The 21,422-nt window shown below is 59.4% G+C and carries 23 protein-coding genes, 1 tRNA gene and 1 pseudogene; 17 read left to right on the top strand and 8 right to left on the bottom strand.

All coding sequences use genetic code 11. The features are described 5' to 3' along the window. The first annotated feature begins 226 nt into the window (after nucleotides 1–226). Both HU730_RS19615 and HU730_RS19610 read left to right on the top strand, forming a co-directional pair. Nucleotides 227–529 carry a type II toxin-antitoxin system HigB family toxin gene (locus tag HU730_RS19615; protein ID WP_032903090.1) on the top strand — a complete coding sequence of 101 codons (303 nt, stop codon included), beginning with the start codon at nucleotides 227–229 and terminating at the stop codon, nucleotides 527–529. After that, complete coding sequence (locus HU730_RS19610; RefSeq protein WP_186526545.1) at nucleotides 529–942, top strand: transcriptional regulator; 414 nt, start codon at nucleotides 529–531, stop codon at nucleotides 940–942. Before HU730_RS19615 ends, HU730_RS19610 begins: the two co-directional genes overlap by 1 nt. 64 nt (nucleotides 943–1,006) lie before the next feature. Here the strand turns inward: HU730_RS19610 and thrH are convergent, their stop codons facing one another. Continuing rightward, nucleotides 1,007–1,624 (bottom strand): bifunctional phosphoserine phosphatase/homoserine phosphotransferase ThrH, encoded by a 618-nt coding sequence (thrH, locus tag HU730_RS19605; protein ID WP_186526546.1) that lies wholly within the window; start codon nucleotides 1,622–1,624, stop codon nucleotides 1,007–1,009. A 151-nt stretch (nucleotides 1,625–1,775) separates the two neighbouring features. Between thrH and HU730_RS19600 the strand changes: the two genes are divergently transcribed. The 3 genes from HU730_RS19600 (at nucleotide 1,776) to HU730_RS19590 (ending at nucleotide 5,272) form a co-directional block, all read left to right on the top strand. Further along, entirely contained in the window at nucleotides 1,776–2,510 is a 735-nt protein-coding gene (locus HU730_RS19600; protein WP_014719506.1) for a phosphoadenylyl-sulfate reductase, read from the top strand. 490 nt (nucleotides 2,511–3,000) lie between these two features. Further along, the gene (locus HU730_RS19595) at nucleotides 3,001–4,530 is read left to right on the top strand and encodes an NCS1 family nucleobase:cation symporter-1 (RefSeq protein WP_186526547.1); all 1,530 of its coding nucleotides are present in this window, start codon (nucleotides 3,001–3,003) and stop codon (nucleotides 4,528–4,530) included. Nucleotides 4,531–4,543: 13 nt separating this feature from the next. Further along, nucleotides 4,544–5,272, top strand: a complete 729-nt coding sequence (locus HU730_RS19590; protein WP_034126767.1) for an aspartate/glutamate racemase family protein — start codon at nucleotides 4,544–4,546, stop codon at nucleotides 5,270–5,272. A 105-nt stretch (nucleotides 5,273–5,377) separates the two neighbouring features. Here the strand turns inward: HU730_RS19590 and HU730_RS19585 are convergent, their stop codons facing one another. Then, a complete protein-coding gene (locus HU730_RS19585) occupies nucleotides 5,378–6,301 on the bottom strand; it encodes a LysR family transcriptional regulator (protein WP_186526548.1) in 924 nt (307 codons plus the stop codon). Between the two features lie 107 nt (nucleotides 6,302–6,408). Between HU730_RS19585 and HU730_RS19580 the strand changes: the two genes are divergently transcribed. After that, complete coding sequence (locus tag HU730_RS19580) at nucleotides 6,409–7,155, top strand: 3-oxoacyl-ACP reductase family protein (RefSeq protein ID WP_096143561.1); 747 nt, start codon at nucleotides 6,409–6,411, stop codon at nucleotides 7,153–7,155. Nucleotides 7,156–7,285: 130 nt separating this feature from the next. On the opposite strand, the gene HU730_RS19575 is transcribed toward HU730_RS19580, so the two are convergent. Then, a complete protein-coding gene (locus tag HU730_RS19575) occupies nucleotides 7,286–7,972 on the bottom strand; it encodes an HAD-IA family hydrolase (RefSeq protein ID WP_065949853.1) in 687 nt (228 codons plus the stop codon). Between the two features lie 224 nt (nucleotides 7,973–8,196). Between HU730_RS19575 and HU730_RS19570 the strand changes: the two are divergent. From HU730_RS19570 to HU730_RS19560, 3 genes and pseudogenes are all read left to right on the top strand, one after another. Further along, nucleotides 8,197–8,448, top strand: a pseudogene (locus HU730_RS19570) (type II toxin-antitoxin system RelE/ParE family toxin); the annotation flags it as partial. After that, nucleotides 8,432–8,758: a helix-turn-helix transcriptional regulator gene (locus HU730_RS19565; protein WP_096143563.1), complete on the top strand. Its 327-nt coding sequence runs from the start codon at nucleotides 8,432–8,434 to the stop codon at nucleotides 8,756–8,758. The pseudogene HU730_RS19570 and the gene HU730_RS19565, both read left to right, overlap by 17 nt. Nucleotides 8,759–8,809: 51 nt before the next feature. Then, nucleotides 8,810–9,166, top strand: coding sequence for a DUF2784 domain-containing protein (locus HU730_RS19560; protein ID WP_014719513.1), 357 nt, complete (start codon nucleotides 8,810–8,812; stop codon nucleotides 9,164–9,166). Here HU730_RS19560 and HU730_RS19555 read toward each other — a convergent pair. Further along, complete coding sequence (locus HU730_RS19555) at nucleotides 9,153–10,121, bottom strand: NAD-dependent epimerase/dehydratase family protein (protein ID WP_014719514.1); 969 nt, start codon at nucleotides 10,119–10,121, stop codon at nucleotides 9,153–9,155. The two genes, HU730_RS19560 and HU730_RS19555, sit on opposite strands and share 14 nt — an antisense overlap. 94 nt (nucleotides 10,122–10,215) lie before the next feature. Here HU730_RS19555 and HU730_RS19550 point away from each other — a divergent pair, with 94 nt between their 5' ends. The 4 genes from HU730_RS19550 (at nucleotide 10,216) to HU730_RS19535 (ending at nucleotide 13,355) form a co-directional block, all read left to right on the top strand. Then, nucleotides 10,216–11,100 carry a LysR family transcriptional regulator gene (locus HU730_RS19550; RefSeq protein WP_186526549.1) on the top strand — a complete coding sequence of 295 codons (885 nt, stop codon included), beginning with the start codon at nucleotides 10,216–10,218 and terminating at the stop codon, nucleotides 11,098–11,100. 53 nt (nucleotides 11,101–11,153) lie between these two features. Continuing rightward, nucleotides 11,154–11,732, top strand: a complete 579-nt coding sequence (locus tag HU730_RS19545) for a DUF4337 domain-containing protein (RefSeq protein ID WP_003193347.1) — start codon at nucleotides 11,154–11,156, stop codon at nucleotides 11,730–11,732. Nucleotides 11,733–11,909: 177 nt separating this feature from the next. Then, nucleotides 11,910–12,245, top strand: a complete 336-nt coding sequence (locus HU730_RS19540) for a hypothetical protein (RefSeq protein ID WP_003193349.1) — start codon at nucleotides 11,910–11,912, stop codon at nucleotides 12,243–12,245. A gap of 69 nt (nucleotides 12,246–12,314) precedes the next feature. Next, nucleotides 12,315–13,355 carry a DMT family transporter gene (locus HU730_RS19535; protein ID WP_186526550.1) on the top strand — a complete coding sequence of 347 codons (1,041 nt, stop codon included), beginning with the start codon at nucleotides 12,315–12,317 and terminating at the stop codon, nucleotides 13,353–13,355. 148 nt (nucleotides 13,356–13,503) lie between these two features. Here the strand turns inward: HU730_RS19535 and HU730_RS19530 are convergent. Continuing rightward, a tRNA-Ser gene (locus HU730_RS19530) sits at nucleotides 13,504–13,593 on the bottom strand. A gap of 103 nt (nucleotides 13,594–13,696) precedes the next feature. Between HU730_RS19530 and HU730_RS19525 the strand changes: the two genes are divergently transcribed. The 4 genes from HU730_RS19525 (at nucleotide 13,697) to HU730_RS19510 (ending at nucleotide 16,661) form a co-directional block, all read left to right on the top strand. After that, nucleotides 13,697–13,864 carry a hypothetical protein gene (locus HU730_RS19525; RefSeq protein WP_155290843.1) on the top strand — a complete coding sequence of 56 codons (168 nt, stop codon included), beginning with the start codon at nucleotides 13,697–13,699 and terminating at the stop codon, nucleotides 13,862–13,864. Between the two features lie 50 nt (nucleotides 13,865–13,914). Continuing rightward, nucleotides 13,915–14,607, top strand: coding sequence for a crotonase/enoyl-CoA hydratase family protein (locus HU730_RS19520; protein WP_186526551.1), 693 nt, complete (start codon nucleotides 13,915–13,917; stop codon nucleotides 14,605–14,607). Nucleotides 14,608–14,819: 212 nt separating this feature from the next. Continuing rightward, nucleotides 14,820–15,542: a 1-acylglycerol-3-phosphate O-acyltransferase gene (locus HU730_RS19515; RefSeq protein ID WP_096143565.1), complete on the top strand. Its 723-nt coding sequence runs from the start codon at nucleotides 14,820–14,822 to the stop codon at nucleotides 15,540–15,542. A 147-nt stretch (nucleotides 15,543–15,689) separates the two neighbouring features. Further along, nucleotides 15,690–16,661 (top strand): magnesium and cobalt transport protein CorA, encoded by a 972-nt coding sequence (locus HU730_RS19510; protein WP_003193449.1) that lies wholly within the window; start codon nucleotides 15,690–15,692, stop codon nucleotides 16,659–16,661. Here HU730_RS19510 and HU730_RS19505 read toward each other — a convergent pair. The 3 genes from HU730_RS19505 to HU730_RS19495 form a co-directional block, all read right to left on the bottom strand. Further along, the gene (locus HU730_RS19505) at nucleotides 16,658–17,383 is read right to left on the bottom strand and encodes an amidotransferase (protein ID WP_032901593.1); all 726 of its coding nucleotides are present in this window, start codon (nucleotides 17,381–17,383) and stop codon (nucleotides 16,658–16,660) included. The two genes, HU730_RS19510 and HU730_RS19505, sit on opposite strands and share 4 nt — an antisense overlap. Nucleotides 17,384–17,588: 205 nt before the next feature. Next, nucleotides 17,589–19,733 (bottom strand): 3-hydroxyacyl-CoA dehydrogenase NAD-binding domain-containing protein, encoded by a 2,145-nt coding sequence (locus tag HU730_RS19500; protein WP_106118062.1) that lies wholly within the window; start codon nucleotides 19,731–19,733, stop codon nucleotides 17,589–17,591. A 16-nt stretch (nucleotides 19,734–19,749) separates the two neighbouring features. After that, nucleotides 19,750–20,955 (bottom strand): acetyl-CoA C-acetyltransferase, encoded by a 1,206-nt coding sequence (locus tag HU730_RS19495; RefSeq protein WP_034126758.1) that lies wholly within the window; start codon nucleotides 20,953–20,955, stop codon nucleotides 19,750–19,752. Between the last annotated feature and the right edge of the window lie 467 nt (nucleotides 20,956–21,422).

Genomic DNA, 21,422 nt, shown 5'->3' with positions numbered 1-21,422 from the left:
GCACAGCCCCTTCCTAGCGTTCGAGTAGAACGCCATGCGATAGAAAAAGCCTGAATCAGAACCGCTGTGGACGGGATAGACGCTTGCAGATAGCGTCCGGAGCGACCGTCCACCCGCCACCTGTGAAGGATCACATGAAGCGACTACCTCCTCGTCTGGAAATATTTCCGAGTTTGCCTATCCACGCAATCGCACCTATGATCTCCCAAAACGGGAGGTTGAAGCGATGCGGATAATCGCTCTATCTACCCTACGAATATTCTGGGAAAGCCATTCAGCTTATAGCGACGCCAGAACACCGCTGGTCGAGTGGTATCGGCACATGGAAAAGGCCAATTATCCAACACCGCAAGCACTCAAGGCCGAACTCAGAACAGCGAGCATTCTTAAGGGTGGCAGGGTCGTGTTCAACGTTGGCGGCAACAAGTATCGAGTGATCATGGCGATCGACTACCAGCGACAACTAGGGTTTATACGGTTCGTGGGAACCCACGCTCAGTACGACCAGATCAACGCGGAGACTGCGTGATGAACATCAAACCTATTCACTCCCAGGAAGACCTGACTGCGGCACTCGTACGAGTCGAGCAGATATGGGGAGCACCACCCGGCTCGCCTGAAGGTGATGAGTTGGAAATCCTGGCAGTCCTCATCGAGAAGTACGAAGCCGAGCATTACCCCATGCCCCCTTCGGATCCGGTAGAGGCTATCAAGTTTCGCATGGAGCAATTGGGCATGACCGCCCGCGATCTGGAGCCGTTTATCGGCACCAGTGGGCGGGTGTCAGAGGTGCTGAACCACAAGCGCAAGCTGAGCCTGTCGATGATCAAGCGTCTGCATGAAGGCTTGCGTATTCCTTATGAGCGCTTGCTGGCCGAGGGTAAGGCGGTGACGGCGCCATCGCAGGCAAGCCCGACTCCCACAGTTGACCGCGTCGTTTGACGTTACATGGTCAAAGGTGGGAGCTGGCTTGCCTGCGATGGGGCAATCAGCCGCGCCGCATAACTTACAGGCTCAACTGCCGATTCGACGCCTTGATAAACTCTTTCTTCAGGTCTTCAAACGTATGCACCGCCGGGAACTGCGGGAATTCGCGAATCACATTGTCCGGCGCATGGAACAGAATCCCACGGTCCGCTTCCCCCAGCATGGTGGTGTCGTTGTAGGAGTCATCGGCAGCGATCACGCGGTAATACAGGCTTTTGAACGCCAAAACCGACTGGCGCTTGGGATCTTTCTGACGCAACTGGTAGCTCACCACCCGGTCGTTTTCATCAGTGATCAATCGGTGGCACAGCAACGTCGGGAAACCTAACTGGCGCATCAATGGTTGGGAGAACTCGTAGAAGGTGTCGGACAGGATCACCACCTGAAAGCGCTCGCGCAGCCAATTGACGAACTCAATGGCGCCGTCCAGCGGTTTGAGCGTGGCGATAACGGCCTGGATATCGGCCAGCTTGAGCCCATGCTCGTCGAGGATGCGCAGGCGCTGTTGCATCAGCACGTCGTAGTCGGGGATGTCACGGGTGGTGGCCCGCAGGGACTCAATGCCGGTTTTCTCGGCAAAGGCGATCCAGATTTCCGGAACCAGTACCCCTTCCAGGTCAAGGCAGGCAATTTCCACACGACACTCCTGTTAGATATTGTTAGTTGAGCGAGCAAAAGGACTGCCGAACTCTAGCGACTCAAGCCCGCCGCCGCAACGCGGGACAGTTTTTGATACCATCGCCCTCCTAGAGAGCGCTCAGCGCCACTGACCTGTAGGAACCGTCCTGATGAACCAAGCCTTCGACGTCGTTGAACTCGCCACGACTTATGCCAACAAGTCTGCCCAGGACATTCTCAAGCTGGCGTTCAGCCAGTTCGGCGATGACTTGTGGATTTCCTTCAGCGGTGCCGAGGATGTGGTCCTTGTGGACATGGCCTGGAAGCTGAACAAGAACGTCAAGGTGTTCAGCCTCGACACCGGCCGCCTGCATCCGGAGACCTACCGGTTTATCGAGCAGGTGCGTGAGTTCTACAAGATCGACATCGAGCTGATCTCGCCAGACCCGAGCAAGCTGGAGCCCTTCGTCAAAGAGAAAGGCCTGTTCAGCTTCTATAAGGACGGCCATGGCGAATGCTGCGGCATCCGCAAGATCGAACCGCTGCGCCGCAAACTCGCAGGCGTCAGCGCCTGGGCCACCGGCCAGCGCCGCGACCAGAGCCCCGGCACTCGCAGCCAGGTGGCGGCGCTGGAAATCGACACGGCGTTCTCCACACCGGAACGCACCCTGTACAAGTTCAACCCGCTGGCGCAGATGACCAGCGAAGAGGTCTGGGGCTACATCCGCATGCTGGAGCTGCCGTACAACAGCCTGCATGAGCGCGGCTTCATCAGCATCGGCTGCGAGCCCTGCACCCGGCCGGTACTGCCCCGCCAGCATGAGCGCGAAGGCCGCTGGTGGTGGGAAGAAGCCACGCAGAAGGAATGCGGGCTGCATGCGGGGAATATCATCAGCAAGGCTTGAGCCTCCGATGCCACCGCCTCTGTAGGAGCGAGCTTGCTCGCGAAAAACTCACGGACGCCGCGTTTATTCAGGAAGCCCGCGTTATCGTTGACGTTTTTCGCGAGCAAGCTCGCTCCTACATAACGCGATATTTGCTTTGGGGGTCGGGTAAACCTGTACACAACCTTGTAACCATAGGTGCCATTTTTGTGTGCAACTTAATGTACAACGCACCAAAACGTAACATCTCCCTGCGCCAATGGCGCTGCATATAAATAACCCTGCAATTAATGAAAAAATAAATACCTGTTCAAACGGTCAACTTATAGTGCCCGTAATTCAGTAAGTTATTCGCGACCTATATAAAAACGAAATTAGCCAAGATTTTCATATATCGAGAATTGGCACGCATATGGCTTAGGCAGAAGTACGCTTTGTATACAATCAATACAAAACCTACATACACTTTGCCATCCGCCGCTTTGCTGCAGATGCGCTGGAGCCTGCCGGAATGCGTACAAGTCTCTCGAACACCCTCGCACTGGATCTGCCCTCCTCCACCCAGAATCCTGCAGCCACAGGCCCCGGCCCGCTGGTACTCAGCCCGCGCCTGCACAACAAGGACCTGGCGCCCACCAAGGTCGAAGGCCGACGCTGGGGGCGCTATAGCATCTTTGCGCTGTGGACCAATGACGTGCACAACATCGCCAACTATTCATTCGCCATTGGGCTCTATGCCCTGGGCCTGGGCGGCTGGCAAATATTGCTGTCCCTGGGGATCGGCGCGGCGCTGGTGTACTTCTTCATGAACTTGTCGGGCTACATGGGGCAGAAGACCGGTGTGCCGTTTCCGGTTATCAGCCGCATCAGTTTTGGCATTCATGGGGCGCAGATTCCGGCGTTGATTCGGGCGGTAATTGCGATTGCCTGGTTTGGGATCCAGACCTACCTGGCCTCGGTAGTTTTCCGCGTGCTGCTGACCGCCATTCATCCAGGGTTTGCCGATTATGACCACGACTCGATTCTCGGGCTGTCGACCCTGGGCTGGGCGTGTTTTGTGGCGATCTGGCTGGTGCAGTTGGTGATCCTCGCCTACGGCATGGAAATGGTACGTCGCTATGAAGGCTTCGCCGGGCCGGTGATACTGCTGACCGTGGCCGCACTGGCCGGCTGGATGTACTTCCAGGCGAACGGGCAGATCGCCTGGTCGATCCGCGAGCCCCTGAGTGGCGGCGAGATGTGGCGCAATATCTTTGCCGGCGGCGCGCTGTGGCTGGCCATCTACGGCACCCTGATCCTCAATTTCTGCGACTTCGCGCGTTCATCGCCGTGCCGCAAGACCATCCAGGTCGGGAACTTCTGGGGCCTGCCGGTCAATATCCTGGTGTTCGCCGCGATTACCGTGCTGCTGTGCGGCGGGCAGTTCCAGCTCAATGGCCGCGTGATCGAAAGCCCGACCGAAATCATCGCGGCGATCCCCAACACCTTCTTTATCGTGCTCGGCTGCCTGGCCTTCCTGATCGTCACCGTGGCGGTGAACATCATGGCCAACTTCGTCGCCCCGGCCTTTGTACTGAGCAACCTGGCGCCCAAGTACCTGAACTTCCGGCGCGCCGGGTTGATCAGCGCCTTCGTTGCCGTGCTGATCCTGCCGTGGAACCTCTATAACAGCCCACTGGTGATCGTGTATTTCCTCTCTGGCCTCGGCGCGCTGCTGGGGCCGTTGTACGGGGTGATCATGGTCGATTACTGGCTGATTCGTAGAAGCCAGGTGGATGTACCGCAGTTGTACAGCGAAGACCCCCAAGGCATTTATTACTACAGCCGCGGGGTGAATATGCGTGCGGTGGCCGCGTTCATTCCGGCGGCAGTGATCGCCATCCTGCTGGCGCTGTTGCCGGGGTTTGCCAGCGTCTCGCCGTTTTCCTGGTTGTTTGGCGCCGGCATTGCCGGGTTGCTGTACCTGCTGATTGCCAAGCGTCAACCGCACTACGCCGATGTCAGCGGCGAAAGCATTGCCGTCGATAACGTCAGTCATTAAACAAGGACTTTCCATGCGTATCCTCGTGGTCAACGTCAACACCACCGAATCCATCACCGACACCATTGCCCAGCAAGCACGGGCCGTGGCTTCACCGGGCACCGAGATTGTCGGGCTCACCCCGTACTTCGGCGCAGAATCGGTGGAAGGCAACTTTGAAAGTTATCTGGCAGCCATCGCCGTGATGGATCGGGTAATGGCCTACGACCAGCCCTTTGATGCGGTGATCCAGGCCGGTTATGGCGAGCATGGCCGTGAAGGGTTGCAGGAATTGCTCAACGTGCCGGTGGTGGATATCACCGAAGCGGCGGCCAGCACCGCGATGTTCCTGGGGCACGCCTACTCGGTGGTGACCACCCTGGACCGCACGGTGCCGCTGATTGAAGACCGGCTGAAACTCGCCGGCCTCTACCAGCGTTGCGCTTCGGTGCGTGCCAGCGGCATGGCGGTGCTGGAGCTGGAAGAAGACCCGCTGGGCGCCATGGAAGCCATCGTGCACCAGGCCGAACTGGCCATTCGCGACGACAAGGCCGAAGTGATCTGCCTGGGCTGCGGCGGCATGGCCGGGCTGGACGAGCAGATTCGCCAGCGCACCGGGGTGCCGGTGGTGGACGGGGTGACGGCGGCGGTGATGGTGGCCGAGTCGTTGGTGCGGTTGGGGTTGTCGACCTCGAAGGTCAGAACTTATGCGACACCGCGGCCGAAGAAGGTCATCGGCTGGCCGGGCAAGTTCGGGCGGTAGACCGATGCGCCTGCATCGCGGGCAAGCCCGGCTCCCACATTGGATTGCGATCACTGTGGGAGCCGGGCTTGCCCGCGATGGCCACGACTCGATACAAGGCCCTGCTCAGATAGCACTGAACCGTTGAGCCAGTTTCTGCTCGGCGAACTGCTCAATAATGAAATCCACAAACGCCCGCGTCTTGCCCGGCAGCAATTTATGCTCGGCGTAGTAGATGGAAATATTGCCGTCGTCCACATACCAATCGGGTAACACTCGCACCAACGCACCGCTGTCCAGGAACGGCACCGCCATCGGCATGCTCACCAGCGCGATGCCAAGGCCCTGGGCACTAGCGCAGCAAGCGGCTTCGGAGTCGCTCATGGTCATCGCCGGTTTCAGCACTAAAGGGCTGTGCTCGCGCTCACGATGGGTCAGTTGCCATGAACGCACACGGCCTGTCTGCGGCGAGCGGATCAAGATGCCAAGGCAGTGGGACAGGTCATCGGGCGCCAGCACCAGCGAGCACCGCGCCAGGTAATCCGGCGACGCCACCAGCACCCGGTGCGCCGGGGTCAACTTGCGCGCCACCACGCCTTGGGGCAGCTCAAACCCGCCGCCAATGGCCGCATCGAAGCCTTGCCCGATCAGGTCGACCTGGCGGTTATCGAAATGCCAGTCCGGGCTGATATCCGGATAGCGCCGCATAAATTCGCCCAGCAACGGCACCACGTACCGGTTACCGAACACTGGCCCCATGCTGACCTTGAGCGTGCCCACCGGCCGCCATTCGGCACTGGCCAGGTTGGCGACCGCATTCTGAATGGTGGTGAGGCTGCCGCTGACTTCCGCCAGGAACATCTTGCCGGCTTCGGTCAGCGCCAGACGCCGAGTGCTGCGCTGGAACAGCCGCACACCGAGGCGCGCCTCCAACTTGGCAACGCTTTTACCCACCGCAGCCGGGGTCAGGCTCAGGTGCCGAGCAGCCTCGGCAAAGCTGCCACCCTCGGCGCTGCGCACAAAGCATTCGATACTGCCAAAGCTTTCCATATCGCCACACTCTAAACTTTTGGTTTACACAGACTATAGCAACCACGGGCTACCGAGCAGCGCGGGTGAGGTCGATACTCGCTCCATCAACTACCTCGGAGATCGACATGACCACACACAACCTCACCGGCAAAGTCGCCTTGATTCAAGGCGGTTCCCGCGGCATCGGCGCCGCCATCGTCAAGCGCCTCGCCGCCCAGGGGGCAGCGGTTGCCTTTACCTACGTCAGCTCGGCCGCCAAGGCCCAAGCGTTGCAGAACGAGGTGATCAGCGCAGGGGGTCAGGCTCTGGCGATTCAAGCCGACAGCGCCGATGCCACGGCGATTCGCGCGGCGGTCAACGCCACGGTCGAGGCGTTTGGACGCCTGGATATCCTGGTGAATAACGCTGGCGTGCTGGCCATCGCGCCGCTGGACGAATTCAAGCTGGAAGACTTCGACCAGACCTTGGCGATCAATGTGCGCAGCGTGTTTATCGCCACCCAGGAAGCCGCCAAGCACATGGGCGAAGGTGGCCGCGTGATCAATATCGGCAGCACCAACGCCGAACGCATGCCCTTTGGCGGTGGCGGGCCCTACGCCATGAGCAAGGCGGCGCTGGTGGGGTTGACCAAGGGATTGGCGCGGGACCTGGGGCCACGGGGCATCACCATCAACAACGTGCAGCCTGGGCCGGTGGACACCGACATGAACCCGGCGAGCAGTGATTTTGCCGAAAGTCTGATCGGGTTGATGGCGGTGGGACGGTATGGGCATGTGGAGGAGATTGCCAGTTTTGTGGCCTATCTGGCCGGGCCGGAAGCCGGCTATATCACGGGCGCCAGCCTGACCATCGATGGTGGTTTCAGCGCCTGATTTTTGCAGAACCGCAACCCAAATGTGGGAGCGGGCTTGCTCGCGAATACGGTGAGTCAGTTGATAAATCTACTGACTGACATCCTGCATTCGCGAGCAAGCCAGCTCCCACATTTTTGACCGCGCGGGGTCAGGCCATGGGGGGCAAGCCGTAGGCGGCCAAATCAAAGTCGGCGAGCTTGCGAATAATCTGGTCAGCATGCTGGTACTTGCTGTCAGCCATCGCCTCATCGGGCACCGCAATAGCGGTCATGTGCGCAGCCTTCGCGGCCGTCACGCCGAACGGCGAATCTTCGAACACCAGACAATCCTCAGGCGCTACACCCAACCGGCGCGCTGCGGTAAGGAAGATATCCGGCGCGGGCTTGGCAGCGCCTACTTCCGGGTCGTCAGCGGTGACGATGGTGTCGAACAGGCCAAACCATTCACGGTGCAGGGTGGTCTTGTGGCCAAACGAATTACGCGATGAACTGGTGCCCACCGCAATCGGAATATTGTGCGCCTTCAAGTGCCGCACCAACGCCTCGGCACCGGGCATGCCCAAGGCCTTGGGAAAGCGCTCGCTCATCAGCGGTTCGCGTATTTCCAGAAACTCGGCGGGCGTGATCGGCAGGTCCAGCGCCTTGACCACGTAATCGGCCAAATCCTGGGCACCCCGCCCGATGATGTGCTGCTTGATGCTCCAGTCGTAGGTACGACCATAGCGTTCGGCAATGATCTGCGTGACTTCGGTGTAGATGCCTTCGGTATCCAGCAACAACCCGTCCATATCGAAAATAACGGCTTTGATCGGGACAGCGGTACGCGGTGCATTCATCACAACACAACCTTGGGGCGAGGACTAAAAGGATTCAGCACAATAACGGCCCTCATTGCCTGCAAGCAACCTTCGTGGGCCTTCCGTTGATTCATACCACGCAACAGTTTTACCCGTCGGCGCTGACGGCGGCCGTCTAGGGTTTGAAAGGAAAACGTCATGACCCGTTGACGCGGATCTGAAAATACCGATTGCAAACCTTATAAAAGACTTATTAACCTCCCATGAATTCAATCCAATGGACGCGAAAAGCCGTCAAACAATTGCTTCGGTTGCATTCGTATCATCAGCAACAGGTACGCGATGCCGTGTCCGCTCTTGAACACATGCCCGATGCAATCAACGTCAAGGCGCTGGTTAACCATCCTCACAGCTATCGCTTGCGGGTAAGTCATTACCGGGTCCTTTTCGACTGGGACGGCAGCATCCAGGTCGTCAGCATCCAAGAGGTTAAAAAACGTGACGAGCGAACCTACTGCCGTACAGATCATCCACAATACGCAGGGCGAGCCAGCCTATGTGGTGATTCCCTATGAACACTATGTGGCGCAGCAAAACGATCCAAACCTGATACCCCATGCGGTAGTCAGCCGCCTGGTGGATGGCGCAACACCTATTCGCGCGTGGCGCGAGCACCTGAGCCTGACCCAGGAAGAAGTCGCCAAACGCCTGGGTATTTCACAGTCGGCATTTGCCCAGCAGGAAGCGGTCAGCAAACCCCGCCGCACCACGCGGGAAAAGATAGCCAAAGCGTTCGGTATCAATGCCCGTCAACTGGAGCTATAACGGCACGCTGCAAAACTTCACCTATCCCTTCACCTTACATCGAGCTCACACATGCTCTACCGCCTAGCCGCCGACGGCCTCGTGCTGTTCCACCTGGCCTTTATCCTGTTCGTGCTGTTCGGCGGCCTGCTCACCCTGAAGTGGCCCCGGGTAATGTGGCTGCACCTGCCCGCCGTTGCCTGGGGCATCGCGGTAGAGGTGCTGCACCTGCCCTGCCCACTCACCCGTTGGGAAAACCTGTTTCGCCACTTGGCCGGGCAGGATGGTTATGGCGGTGGGTTTATCGAGCATTACATTCTGACGATGATCTACCCAGCCGGGCTGACTGCGAATACTCAATTAGTGCTGGGGGCCGTGGTGGTGGTGGTCAACCTCGCCGTGTATGCACGCCTGATCAAACGCAAGTAGGCAGGCAACCCAGGCCAACCAGGGTGGCCTCCACCGCCTGTTCCAGCGGTGTGTGGGGCTCATGGCCGAGCGTCGCGAGCAGGCGCTGGTTATCCAGGCGCAACGGTGTTTGCCACAGGTAGCGCATCTCCTGCATCTCACGCACGGTGACGACAAAAGGCGCCGCCCAGTTCAACAACCACCAGGGAAACGCGCCGACCCTGGGTTGCTGGCCCGTCCTGCGCAGCACCACACGCTGGATCGTCTTAGCCATCTGCGTACCGTCCGCATCCATGTACCCAGCCATATGAAAGCAGGCGAAGGCGCCAAGACTGGCACGACGCTCAATCAACTCAAGCATTGTACGCGCTACGTCCGGCAGATAAGCCCATTGATGGGCCACGCCGTAATCGCCTGGGTAGCGGATGGTGTGCACCGGTTTGCCGGGTTTGACCAAGCCTTGGGCAAACCAGTTATTGGCCACCCTGGCGCCGAAAAAATCCCCAGCGCGCACAATCACCACCCGGGCGCCCTGAGTGGAAGCGGCTCGCAAGCGCTGCTCCATCTGCACACGGATCGCGCCCTTGCGAGTCAGCGGGTGCTGGGGTGAGTCTTCGTGCAGCACAGGGAATGCATCCGGCCCGAAGTTGTAGACCGTGCCGGGCAGCACGACTGTCGCGCCTTCGCAGATGGCCGCCGCAATGGAGTTGTCGATCATCGGCAACACCCACTCGGCCCATTTGCGATAACCCGGCGGATTGACGCCGTGCACGATTACCGCGCAGCCCCGGGCGGCCGCGATCACGTCGTCGCGATTCAGGGCATCGCCTTTTAGCCACGTAAAAACAGGATTTTGGCTGCGAGCCTTGATCAGATCCCGAGTCAACGCCCGCACCTCCCAGCCCGCCGCGCTCAACTGCCGCGCCACTTCGCCACCAATGCCACCGGTTGCACCCAAAACCAGAACCTTGCTCATCACCCTCTCCCACTGTTGGTTGATGAGGGTATGTTGGATGCGGAACAGCTATAGAGGAATTGCCCAAGAGTATCGAGCCGCTATACATTTATGTATGGCTACGAATATCGGTTGGGAGCTTTACCGGTCATTTCTCGGTGTACTCAAGGAAGGATCGCTGTCGGGGGCCGCACGGCAGCTCGGCATCACCCAACCCACGGTAGGGCGGCACATCGCCGCGCTGGAAACGGCGCTGGGCGTCGTGTTGTTCACCCGCTCGCCCTCAGGCTTATTACCCACTACGGTCGCCCACACACTGCGGGCGCATGCAGAAACCATGGCGCGTACCGCCGCCGCCCTTGAACGCGCCGCCTCGTCCCAAGGCGATGAGGTGCGCGGCGTGGTACGAGTATCGGCCAGTGAAGTGGTGGGTGTGGAGGTACTGCCGCCGATCATCACGCAATTGCGCCGGGAACACCCGCACCTGAAGGTGGAACTGGTGCTGACCAACCGCTTGAGCGACCTGCTGCAGCTGGAAGCCGACATTGCCGTGCGCATGGTGCGCCCCAGCCAGGAGCAGCTGCTGGCGCGGCGTATCGGCCTGATCGAAGTCGGCCTGCATGCCCGTGACGATTACCTGCAGCAACACGGCATCCCCCAACACATGCACGACCTGGCCGGCCACTCCGTCATCGGCTTTGATCAAGCCACTGCATTTATCCGCAGCCTGGCAATCAAGGGTTTTGAGCGCAACGCCTTCGCCATCAGTAGCGACAGCGACCTGGCGCAACTGGCAATGATCCGCGCCGGTGCCGGCATCGGTGGGTGCCAGGTACAACTGGCCCAGCGCGACCCACGTATGCGCCGAGTGCTGCCTGACGGCTTCGCGTTTAAAATGGACACTTGGGTCAGCATGCACGAAGACCTGCGCAACAGCCCACGCTGCCGGGTGACATTCGATGCACTGGTGGCAGGTTTGCAGCGTTACGTACAGGCTTGAGACAGCTGCGCTGGTGAACAATCAGCGCACCTCAATCCGTTCGCGGTCGCCCCATGTCCGAAGCCTTCGAAGTTCCCAGCCCCCACGAAAAACACCTTGAACACACCACCGAGCATGCTCACGGCCGCGGCGATAGCTTTGCCAGTCGTATCGCCGTGATGACCGCGATCATGGCGACCGTCGGTGCCATGCTCAGCTATCAGGCCGGCTCCAGCGAAAGTGAAGCTGCGATGGACAAGAACAACGCCGCCATCATCAAGACCGAAGCCGCTAACCAGTGGAACTACTACCAGGCCAAATCCAGCCGCCAGAACCTGGCAGAACTGGCCAGCCATATTCCCGGCGTGGATGCGGCGCATTACCAGGCGGAGATCGAGCGCTACAAGCGCCAGAAGGAAGAAGTGCGTAAACAGGCCGAAACGCTTGAGGCCACTTCACGGGACTGGGACCACAAATCCGAGGAAGCGCTGCACCAGCACCATCGCTGGGCCCAGGCGATGACGGCGATTCAGATCGCGATTTCATTGGCGGCGATTACCCTGCTCACGCGCAAGGAATGGCTCAAACGCATGTCGTACACCGCCGGCGGGGTGGCGGTGATGTTGGGTGGCCTGGCGTGGCTGCATCTCTGACACGCCGAAGAATAAATGTGGGCGCTGTCGAGCCCCAACCAGGCTGCAATGGGATCACCGCGCAGTACCCGCCAGACTGCGACCCAGCCTCGCTGATTGATTTCAATCTGCCAACTGAGCGCTTAGAGTGTCGCCCCCCGAGAATTGAATCTCGAGATTGAACCTATGGAGTTATGAGTGAAATACGTCAGTAAAGTCGTTGCAGCAGCCGTACTTGGTTTCACCCTGGCAGGTTGCACCGGCACCGCCATGAAAACCCAGCAATACGACGCCAGCCAATACACCGTCCTCGGCCACAGCGAAGCCAGCGCCACCGGCATCATGCTGCTGGGCGTCATCCCCATCGGCCAGAACAACCGCTTCGTACGCGCCCAGGATGCAGCCATCAAGGCCAAGGGCGGCGACGCGTTGATCAACACACAAGTGCAGGAAAAGTGGTTCTGGGCTTGGGTATTGAACGGCTACACCACCAAGATCTCCGGTGATGTGATCAAGCTGAAAACCGCGCAATAAAGTACGAAATTGCCAGGGCGCTGACCCCGGTAAGCGACGTATCATGGGCCTGACCTTCGAGGATGGCCCATGAATCTCAGTATCGCTTACGCACTCGCCGCCGCCGCCCTGTTCGGGGCCAGCACCCCGCTGGCCAAAAGCCTTGGCCTGGGCCTCTCTCCCATCCTGCTCGCCGGCCTGCTCTACCTCGGCAGCGGCATCGGCCTTGCCGGTGTGCGCTTGATCCGTGATCGCGGCTGGAAACCTACCGGGCTAACCCCATCGGAATGGCCCTGGCTACTCGGCGCCATCGCCTTCGGCGGCATCCTCGGCCCCGTTGCATTGATGTTCGGCCTGACCCGCACCACCAGCGCCAGCGCCTCCCTGATGCTCAACCTTGAGTCGGTACTGACCGCCGTGATCGCCTGGGTCGTGTTCCGCGAAAACGCCGACCGACGCATCGTCCTCGGCATGCTCGCCATTGTGTTGGGCGGCGTGGTGTTGTCGTGGTCCGGTGCTGACAGCAGCCATCAGGACTGGACCGGACCGCTCGCCGTTGCGCTGGCGTGTTTGTGCTGGGGCATTGATAACAACCTGACGCGCAAGGTGTCGGCGTCTGACGCGCTCTTTATCGCTGGGGCCAAGGGCTTGATTGCGGGGTTGGTGAATTGCAGCCTGGCGCTTTACCTGGGGGCGCAGATTCCGGGCGTGGCGCAACTGGCGCCGATTCTACTGGTAGGTTTCCTCGGCTATGGCATCAGCCTGGTGATGTTCGTGCTGGCCCTCCGCGGGCTGGGCAGCGCGCGCACCGGCGCTTACTTCTCCACGGCACCCTTTCTCGGTGCCGCAGTGGCGTTGCTGGTATTTGGCGAGTCGGTGACCGTGGCGTTCTGGATTGCCTCGGCACTGATGGCCGTAGGCGTGTGGCTGCACCTGACGGAGCGGCATGCCCATGAGCATCTGCATGAGGCAACGGAACATGGACACTGGCATGTGCATGATGAGCATCATCAGCATGAGCATGGGTTTGAGTGGGACTCGAAGGTGCCTCATAGTCATGTGCACGCACATGGAGTGATGAGGCATAGCCATGCGCATTTTCCGGATGTGCATCATCGGCATAGGCATTGAGGTCGGGCTTAGGCATAGGGCGTGACGTCATGGGGCCGCAGACTGAAAGGCCAGACAACTGAGCTGATAAAAGTTGTACTTTTCAAACCCCAGAAATCACAAAACCCCTGGTTTCTTTCGAAACCAGGGGTTTTGTTTACATCGAATTTGGCGGTGAAGGAGAGATTCGAACTCTCGATACAATTTCTTGTATACACACTTTCCAGGCGTGCTCCTTAAGCCACTCGGACACTTCACCGTATCTCGTCAAACCAGTTCAGTCTGTCGAGGCGCGCTAATGTAGTCGAAAGCCTTTCTGATGGCAAAGGTTTTTTTCAGAATTTTCATGCGGTTAGACCGTTATGCCATTCACCGTCCGGCAAGGGGTGGTGATTGTGCCATTCTCAGGCATCGGCGGCACGCGTCTGGAGCGCTTGCTGCGCCCTGCTCCGGGGCGTCTACCCTTGGGGATGCAGGAAAAGCCTGACTGGGTAGTCAGTCACGGCGCTTTACCCGCGCGGGCGTGGTGAGTAACGTCTGCGCATCTATCTCTATAACAAGCCCTACAAGGAACCGCGTCATGAGTGAGTTGATTGCCTACCACTTCGAAGACGGTATCGCGACCCTGACCCTGAGCAACGGCAAGGTTAATGCCATTTCTCCGGCGGTGATCAGTGAGTTTAATGCGGCGCTGGATCAGGCCGAGAAGGATCGGGCAGTGGTGATCATCACGGGCACGCCGGGGATTTTGTCGGGTGGTTATGATTTGAAGGTGATGACCGCTGGCCCTAAAGAGGCAATCAGCCTGGTGACCTTGGGTTCGACCCTGGCGCGGCGGATGTTGGCGCATCCGTTCCCGGTGATCGTGGCCTGCCCTGGCCATGCGGTGGCCAAAGGCGCGTTCCTGTTGTTGTCGGCCGATTATCGGATTGGCGTCGAAGGCCCGTTTAGCATTGGTCTGAATGAAGTGGCGATTGGCATGACCATGCACCATGCCGGTATCGAGTTGGCGCGGGATCGCCTGCGTAAGTCGGCGTTTCAGCGTTCGGTGATCAATGCCGAGATGTTTGATCCGCAAGGCGCCTTGCACGCCGGTTTCCTCGACAAGGTGGTGGCACCCGAAGAACTGCACGCTGCAGCACTGGAAGCAGCGCGGCAGCTGAAGAAGATCAATATGAACGCCCACAAGCACACCAAGTTGAAAGTACGCCGCGCGCTGCTCGAAGCCCTGGACGATGCAATCATCCAGGATCAGGGCCATAGCCTGAGCTAAGTCCTACCCCTGCTGCGCCAGAGCCCGACCTTGAGTCGGGCTTTTTCTTACCTATAAATGTGAAACGTCCGTAGCCGCTCTAGCTAGCCGTTATCGGCCCATGTGGAAACATGCGCTTAAACATCGGCTATCTCCTACGTCTGTAGGGGCAATTGCCGAATACAGTGCACATCCGTACACTGCGCCACCTTTTGTCCCGATGGGCCGTGTCGATGCTTTTTCTGTTGCGTATGTTGTTGATGAGCCTGCATTTTATGATCGCTGGCGTGTTGGGTGTGTTGGTCGGTGTGTGCCGGCCGTTCAACCCGGACAACAGCCGTCTCTGCGCTCGCCTCTATGCGTTGCCGGCCATGCGGATCTTGGGCTTGAACGTGAAGACCGACGTCGACTCGCTGCGCGACAAGCCCGGTACCTGCGTGGTGATCGCCAACCATCAGTCCAATTACGATTTGTTTGTGTTCGGCAATGTAGTGCCCCACCGCACGGTCTGCATCGCCAAGAAAAGCCTGAAATGGGTACCACTGTTCGGCCAGTTGTTCTGGCTGGCGGGCAATGTGCTGATCGACCGCGGCAATGCGCACAAGGCCCGGCGTGCGATGCTGACGACCACGCATACCTTGCAGCATGAGGACACGTCAATCTGGGTGTTCCCGGAAGGTACGCGCAACCTGGGCAAAGGGTTGTTGCCGTTCAAGAAAGGCGCGTTCCATATGGCGATTGCGGCCGGTGTGCCTATCGTGCAGGTGTGTGTCAGCAATTACGTGACGCAGATGAAGCTCAATCGTTGGGACAGCGGCAGTGTGCTGATACGCTCGTTGCCGCCGATTCCTACCTGTGGGTTGACGGTGGATGACATCCCTCAGTTGCTGCTGACGTGTCAGACGCAGATGGATGAATGCATTGCACAGATGGACCGCGAACTGCAACGCGCGTAGGCGCACGCTTAGGGTGACGCGGAGCGTCACGGGCGGCATTCCCACGCAGAGCGTGGGAACGATCAGTGATATCAGCCAGCAACAACGGAACGCCATTCAGGCTAAGCTGCCCAACATCTGTCCTCTTGATAAGAAGTGATCAGCACCATGGGTAGAGTTGTTGCGGCTGCCGTCTACAGCGCCGGTAAGAAAGTCTCGGATATCACTCTCGATGAAGGCGCGGCCTGGGCCGCCAAACCTGGGCACTTTGTGTGGATCGGCCTGGAAGAACCCAGCGCCCAGGAACTGAACAACCTGCAACGCCAGTTCAACCTGCACGAGCTGGCGATCGAAGACGCCATGGAAAAACACAGCCGCCCGAAGCTGGAAACCTTCGGCGACGCGCTGTTTATCGTCACCTACTCACCGGTGCGCGAGAACGGCAAGCTGGAGTTTATCGAAACCCATATTTTTGCCGGCAACGGCTACATCATAACCGCACGCAACGGTCACTCGGCGTCCTACGGCTTTGTGCGCCAACGCTGTGAGGCGCGCCCGTTGTTGCTGGAGCATGGGGAAGATTTCGTACTCTATGCGTTGCTGGATTTTGTCACTGAAAACTATCAGCCGGTGAGCGAGGCGATCCATGCCGAGATCGATGAGCTGGAGCGCAACGTGCTGTGCAGTTCACTCAATGAGCGCGATATCCAGCACCTCCACGGGCTGCGTCGTGACGTCCTGCGGCTCAAGCGGCATGTGGCGCCGATGGTGGAAATCAGCCAAGAGTTGCAGAAGCTCAGCTTCCCGTTTATCGACAAGAACATGCGCCCGTATTTTCGTGATGTGCAAATCCACGTTACGCGACAGATGGAAGACCTCACCACCCTGCGCGACATTGCCAGCCAGACCATCGAGATCGGTGTGTTGCTGGAGGCGTCGCGCCAGAGCGTGGTGCAGCGCAAGTTCGCCGCGTGGGCGGCGATCCTGGCGTTCCCCACGGCGGTGGCGGGGATTTACGGGATGAACTTCCAGAACATGCCCGAGCTGCAATGGCACTACGGCTATTTTGCGGTGCTCGGTTTTATTACCTTGGGCTGTACCGGTTTATGGGCCAGCTTCAAGCGTTCGGGCTGGCTTTAAGCCTTGGCTTCAGGCTGGTGCGCCACAAAGCGCATCATCCACTCCGCCACGGTCACGCCGTGGTGGTCGCGCTCCAGGCTGGCCACGCCGTTGCTGTAGACCTTTTCACCCAGGGTTGTCTGAAGTATTTCCAGCAACTCACGGGAATAGTCGTGAACAAACTCCGGATGGCCCTGGAAGCACAGCACCTGGTCGCCAATGTGATACGCGGCAAACGGGCAGAATTCGCTGGAGGCGATCACGGTGGCGTTTTCTGGCAAGGTGGTGACTTGGTCCTGGTGGCTGATCAATAGCGTCAGCTGCGGCACCTCGGGGCTCATCCATGGCGTCTTGGCATCCAGTTTGTAGGCGTGGGTGCCCATGCCCCAGCCCTGGCTGGCACGTTCGGCCTTGCCGCCCAGCAGCAGCGCGAGCAACTGATGGCCGAAGCACACGCCCAGCAGCTTGTCGCCGCGCTCATAACGCGTGAGCAGGTAGGTTTTGAGCGTCTGGATCCAAGGGTCGGTACCGAACGAATCGGCCTTGCTGCCGGTGATCAGGTAGGCGTCAAACACTTCGTCATCCGGCGGGTACTCGCCTTGCACCACGTTGTAGACCACAAACTCGGCGGCTATCGGTTGCTTGGCGAACAGGCGCTTGAACATCTGCCCATAGCCTTGGTACTCATCGATCAAAGCGGGACGCAGAATATCGGTTTCCAGGATGCAGACGCGTAGCGACATAAAAAATACCTGACACGGCGATGGGAATATTGCACACCCAGAGCCTGCCTTGAAATACACCCTCAAAGCAAGCCCTCAATGGGCGCCCACACTCACTGTAGGAGCGAGCTTGCTCGCGAAGAACGTCAACGATAACGCAGGTATCCTCGATAAAAGCGTTGCCTGTGCGTTTTTCGCGAGCAAGCTCGCTCCTACAGTGAAACGTCTAAAACCGCTCGCCTTTTGCGGCTTTTTCCAACAACAACGTCGGCGGCGAGAAGCGCTCCCCGTACTCCTCGGCGAGGTAGCGGGCGCGGGCGATGAAGTCGTTCAGCCCGTACTGGTTGATAAACTGCAACGCGCCGCCACTCCAAGCGGCAAAACCGATGCCGAAGATTGAACCAACGTTGGCATCCGCCGTGGACATCAACACGCCCTCCTCCACACAGCGCACGGTTTCGATGGCTTGGATAAACAGCAAGCGGTCACGCACATCCTGGGGGGAGATTTGCTTGCCGGGCTGTTCGAACCGGTTTTTCAGCTCAGGCCACAGGTGCTTCTGGCCGCCAGCGGGATAGTCGTAAAAACCACCGCCGGCCGCCTTGCCCGTGCGCTTGTATTCGTTCACCAACAGATCAATCACCGCCGTCGCCGGATGGTTCGGCATAGCCTTGCCTTCGGCCTGCAGGTCCTTGGCCGTTTGCTGTCGGATATGGCTCATCAGGCTGAGGGACACTTCATCGGACACCGCCAGCGGCCCCACTGGCATGCCGGCCTTGCGCGCTTCGGTCTCGATCATCGGCGCCGCCACGCCTTCGCCGAGCATGGCGATGCCTTCGTTGGTAAAGGTGCCGAATACCCGCGAGGTAAAGAAACCGCGACTGTCGTTGACCACAATCGGGGTTTTCTTGATTTGCAGTACGAAGTCAAAACCTCGGGCCAGGGTTTCGTCGCTGGTGCGCGCCCCCTTGATGATTTCCACCAAGGGCATCTTGTCCACGGGGCTGAAGAAGTGCAGGCCGATGAACCTGGCTTGATCAGGCACCGCCGTGGCCAGACCGCTGATGGGCAAGGTGGAGGTGTTGGAGGCGATCACCGCGTCGGCCCCCACCACGCTTTGCGCTGCGGCCGAAACCTTGGCCTTGAGTGCGCGGTCTTCGAATACGGCTTCGATGATCAGGTCGCAGCCGACCAGGTCGGCGTCATCCTGCGTAGGATGAATGCGCGCCAGGGTGGTTTCGCGCTGTTCGGCGGTCAATTGCCCACGGCTGACTTTCTTGTCCAGCAATGCGGCCGAATGAGCTTTGCCTTTTTCGGCGGCGGTCAGGGTGATGTCTTTGAGCACCACCTCGATCCCCGCACAGGCACTGACATAGGCGATGCCCGCGCCCATCATCCCGGCGCCGAGCACGCCGACTTTGCGCGTTACATAAGGCGCAAAACCCTGCGGTCGCGAGCTGCCGGCGTTGATTTGGTTGAGCTGGAACCAGAAGGTGCCGATCATGTTCTTCGCCACTTGCCCGGTCACCAGTTCGGTGAAGTAACGGGTTTCGATCAGGTGCGCGGTGTCGAAGTCCACTTGGGCGCCCTCGACCGCTGCACACAGGATTTTCTCCGGCGCGGGGAAGCAGCCCTGGGTCTTGCTACGCAAGATCGACGGCGCAATGGCGAGCATCTGTGCGACTTTAGGGTGGGATGGCGTGCCGCCGGGAATCGCGTAGCCCTTGGTGTCCCAGGGTTGCCTGGCCTGCGGATTAGCCAGAATCCAGGCACGGGCTTGGGCCAGCAATGCCTCGCGATCCGCCGCCAACTCATCAATCAAACCCGCTTGCAGGGCCTGGGCGGGCCGCACCTTTTTGCCTTCGAGCAAATACGGCAAGGCTTTTTCCAGGCCCAGCATGCGCACCATGCGCACCACGCCACCGCCCCCGGGCAACAGGCCAAGGGTGACTTCCGGCAAACCCAACTGCACGGACTTGTCGTCCAGCGCGACCCGGTGATGGCAGGCCAGGCAAATTTCCCAACCACCGCCCAAGGCCGCGCCATTGATCGCGGCCACCACCGGTTTGCCGAGGGTTTCCAGGCGGCGTAATTGCGTTTTCAATACCAAGACACTGTCGTAGAACGACTTGGCATGGGCTTTATCGACCTTGACCAGCTCATTGAGGTCGCCACCGGCAAAAAAGGTTTTCTTGGCCGAGGTGATCACCACCCCGGCGATCTCGTCCTTTTCCGCTTCCAGGCGCGCGAGGGTGGCCGCCATGGCTTCACGGTAGGCGGCGTTCATGGTGTTGGCGCTCTGGCCGGGCATGTCCAGGGTCAGTACCACGATCTGGTCCTGGCCTTTTTCGTAACGAATGGCATCGGTCATGACAAATTCCTTAGGCTCAGAGGCGTTCGATAATGGTGGCGATCCCCATGCCACCGCCCACACACAAGGTGGCCAGGCCGTAGCGTTGCTGGCGCACCTCGAGCTCGTCGAGCAAGGTGCCGAGAATCGCGCAGCCGGTGGCGCCCAAGGGATGGCCCATGGCGATGGAGCCGCCGTTGACATTGACCCGTGCGGTGTCGATGCCCATGTCCTTGATGAACTTGAGCACGACCGAAGCAAAGGCTTCGTTGACTTCGAACAGGTCGATGTCTTCAACCCGCAGGCCGGCTTTGGCCAGTGCTTTGCGAGTGGCCGGCGCGGGGCCGGTGAGCATGATGGTCGGGTCGGTGCTGGTCACCGCCGTGGCGACAATACGCGCCCGCGGTTGCAGGCCCAGTTCACGGCCTTTGGCCTCGGAACCGATCAGCATCAGCGCGGCGCCATCCACAATGCCGGAACTGTTGCCCGGCGTGTGCACATGGTGGATGCGCTCCACGTGGCTATAGACCCGCAACGCGGTGGCGTCGAAGCCCATCTGGCCCATCATTTCGAAGCTCGGCTTGAGCTTGCCCAAGCCTTCGAGGGTTGAGTCGCCGCGGATAAATTCGTCATGGTCCAGCAGCACAATGCCGTTCTGGTCGTGCACCGCGATCAGCGACTTATTGAAGGAACCGTCTGCCCGCGCCCTGGCGGCTTTCTGCTGGGACTGTAGGGCAAAGGTGTCGACATCCTGGCGTGTGAAGCCTTCCAGGGTGGCGATCAGGTCGGCGCCAATGCCTTGGGGCGTGAAGTGGCTGTGCATATTGGTTTGCGGGTCGAGCACCCAGGCGCCGCCATCGCTGCCCATGGGCACGCGGGACATGGACTCGACGCCGCCAACAACCACCAGGTCTTCGAAGCCGGAACGCACCTTCATCGCTCCCAGGTTCACCGCCTCCAGGCCCGACGCGCAGAAGCGATTGACCTGTACACCGGCAACACTGACATCCCAGTCGGCCACCAGCGCGGCGGTCTTGGCGATATCGGCGCCCTGGTCGCCCACGGGGGTGACGCAGCCAAGGACGATGTCATCCACTTGGCGGGTGTCGAGGTCGCTGCGCTGCGCCAGCGCCGTGAGCAAGCCGGCCACCAGGTTTACAGGCTTGACGCTGTGCAGGGCACCGTCGGCCTTGCCTTTTCCCCGGGGCGTGCGTATCGCATCAAAGATCAAAGCTTGGGTCATGACATCCTCGAACCGCTATGGGTGTGTGCCCCTACCTTAGGCCCGATTGACACGGTTTCAATGACGGATGCGCTCATTGCTTTTGACCCCCTCGCTCGGACGAACGGTAGGTACCTACGGGAAATGCCTGATTAATCGTTTTAGCCGTCTAGCCCTAGGGCTGGCGCCAAGATGGCAATAAGCCTCATGCCGTTTTTAGCGCAAATACTTCTTAGCTGATATGAAATGAGTCTAAGCCAGAAAGAACGGGCGCTCTAAGGTTGAATCTGTAAGACGCTGCTGCCGGGTTTTGCTGGAGCAGCTGTAAGAAAAGTGCAACGTCACCTCGCGATACTGACTTCAACGGCACGCATTTGACGCTCAGGAATAACAACAAAAGAAAAGGCAGTCAGCCATGTTCAAACAATCGAAAGTACGTCAGGCGGGACTTATCCTGTTCGCCACCACCTTGATTCTGATCTTGCCCA

This window comes from Pseudomonas sp. SWRI22 (genome assembly GCF_014268395.2).
Lineage (GTDB): Bacteria > Pseudomonadota > Gammaproteobacteria > Pseudomonadales > Pseudomonadaceae > Aquipseudomonas > Aquipseudomonas paracarnis.
The sequence above is the reverse complement of the archived record's forward strand: the minus strand, read 5'-3'. Positions and strand labels throughout refer to the sequence as shown.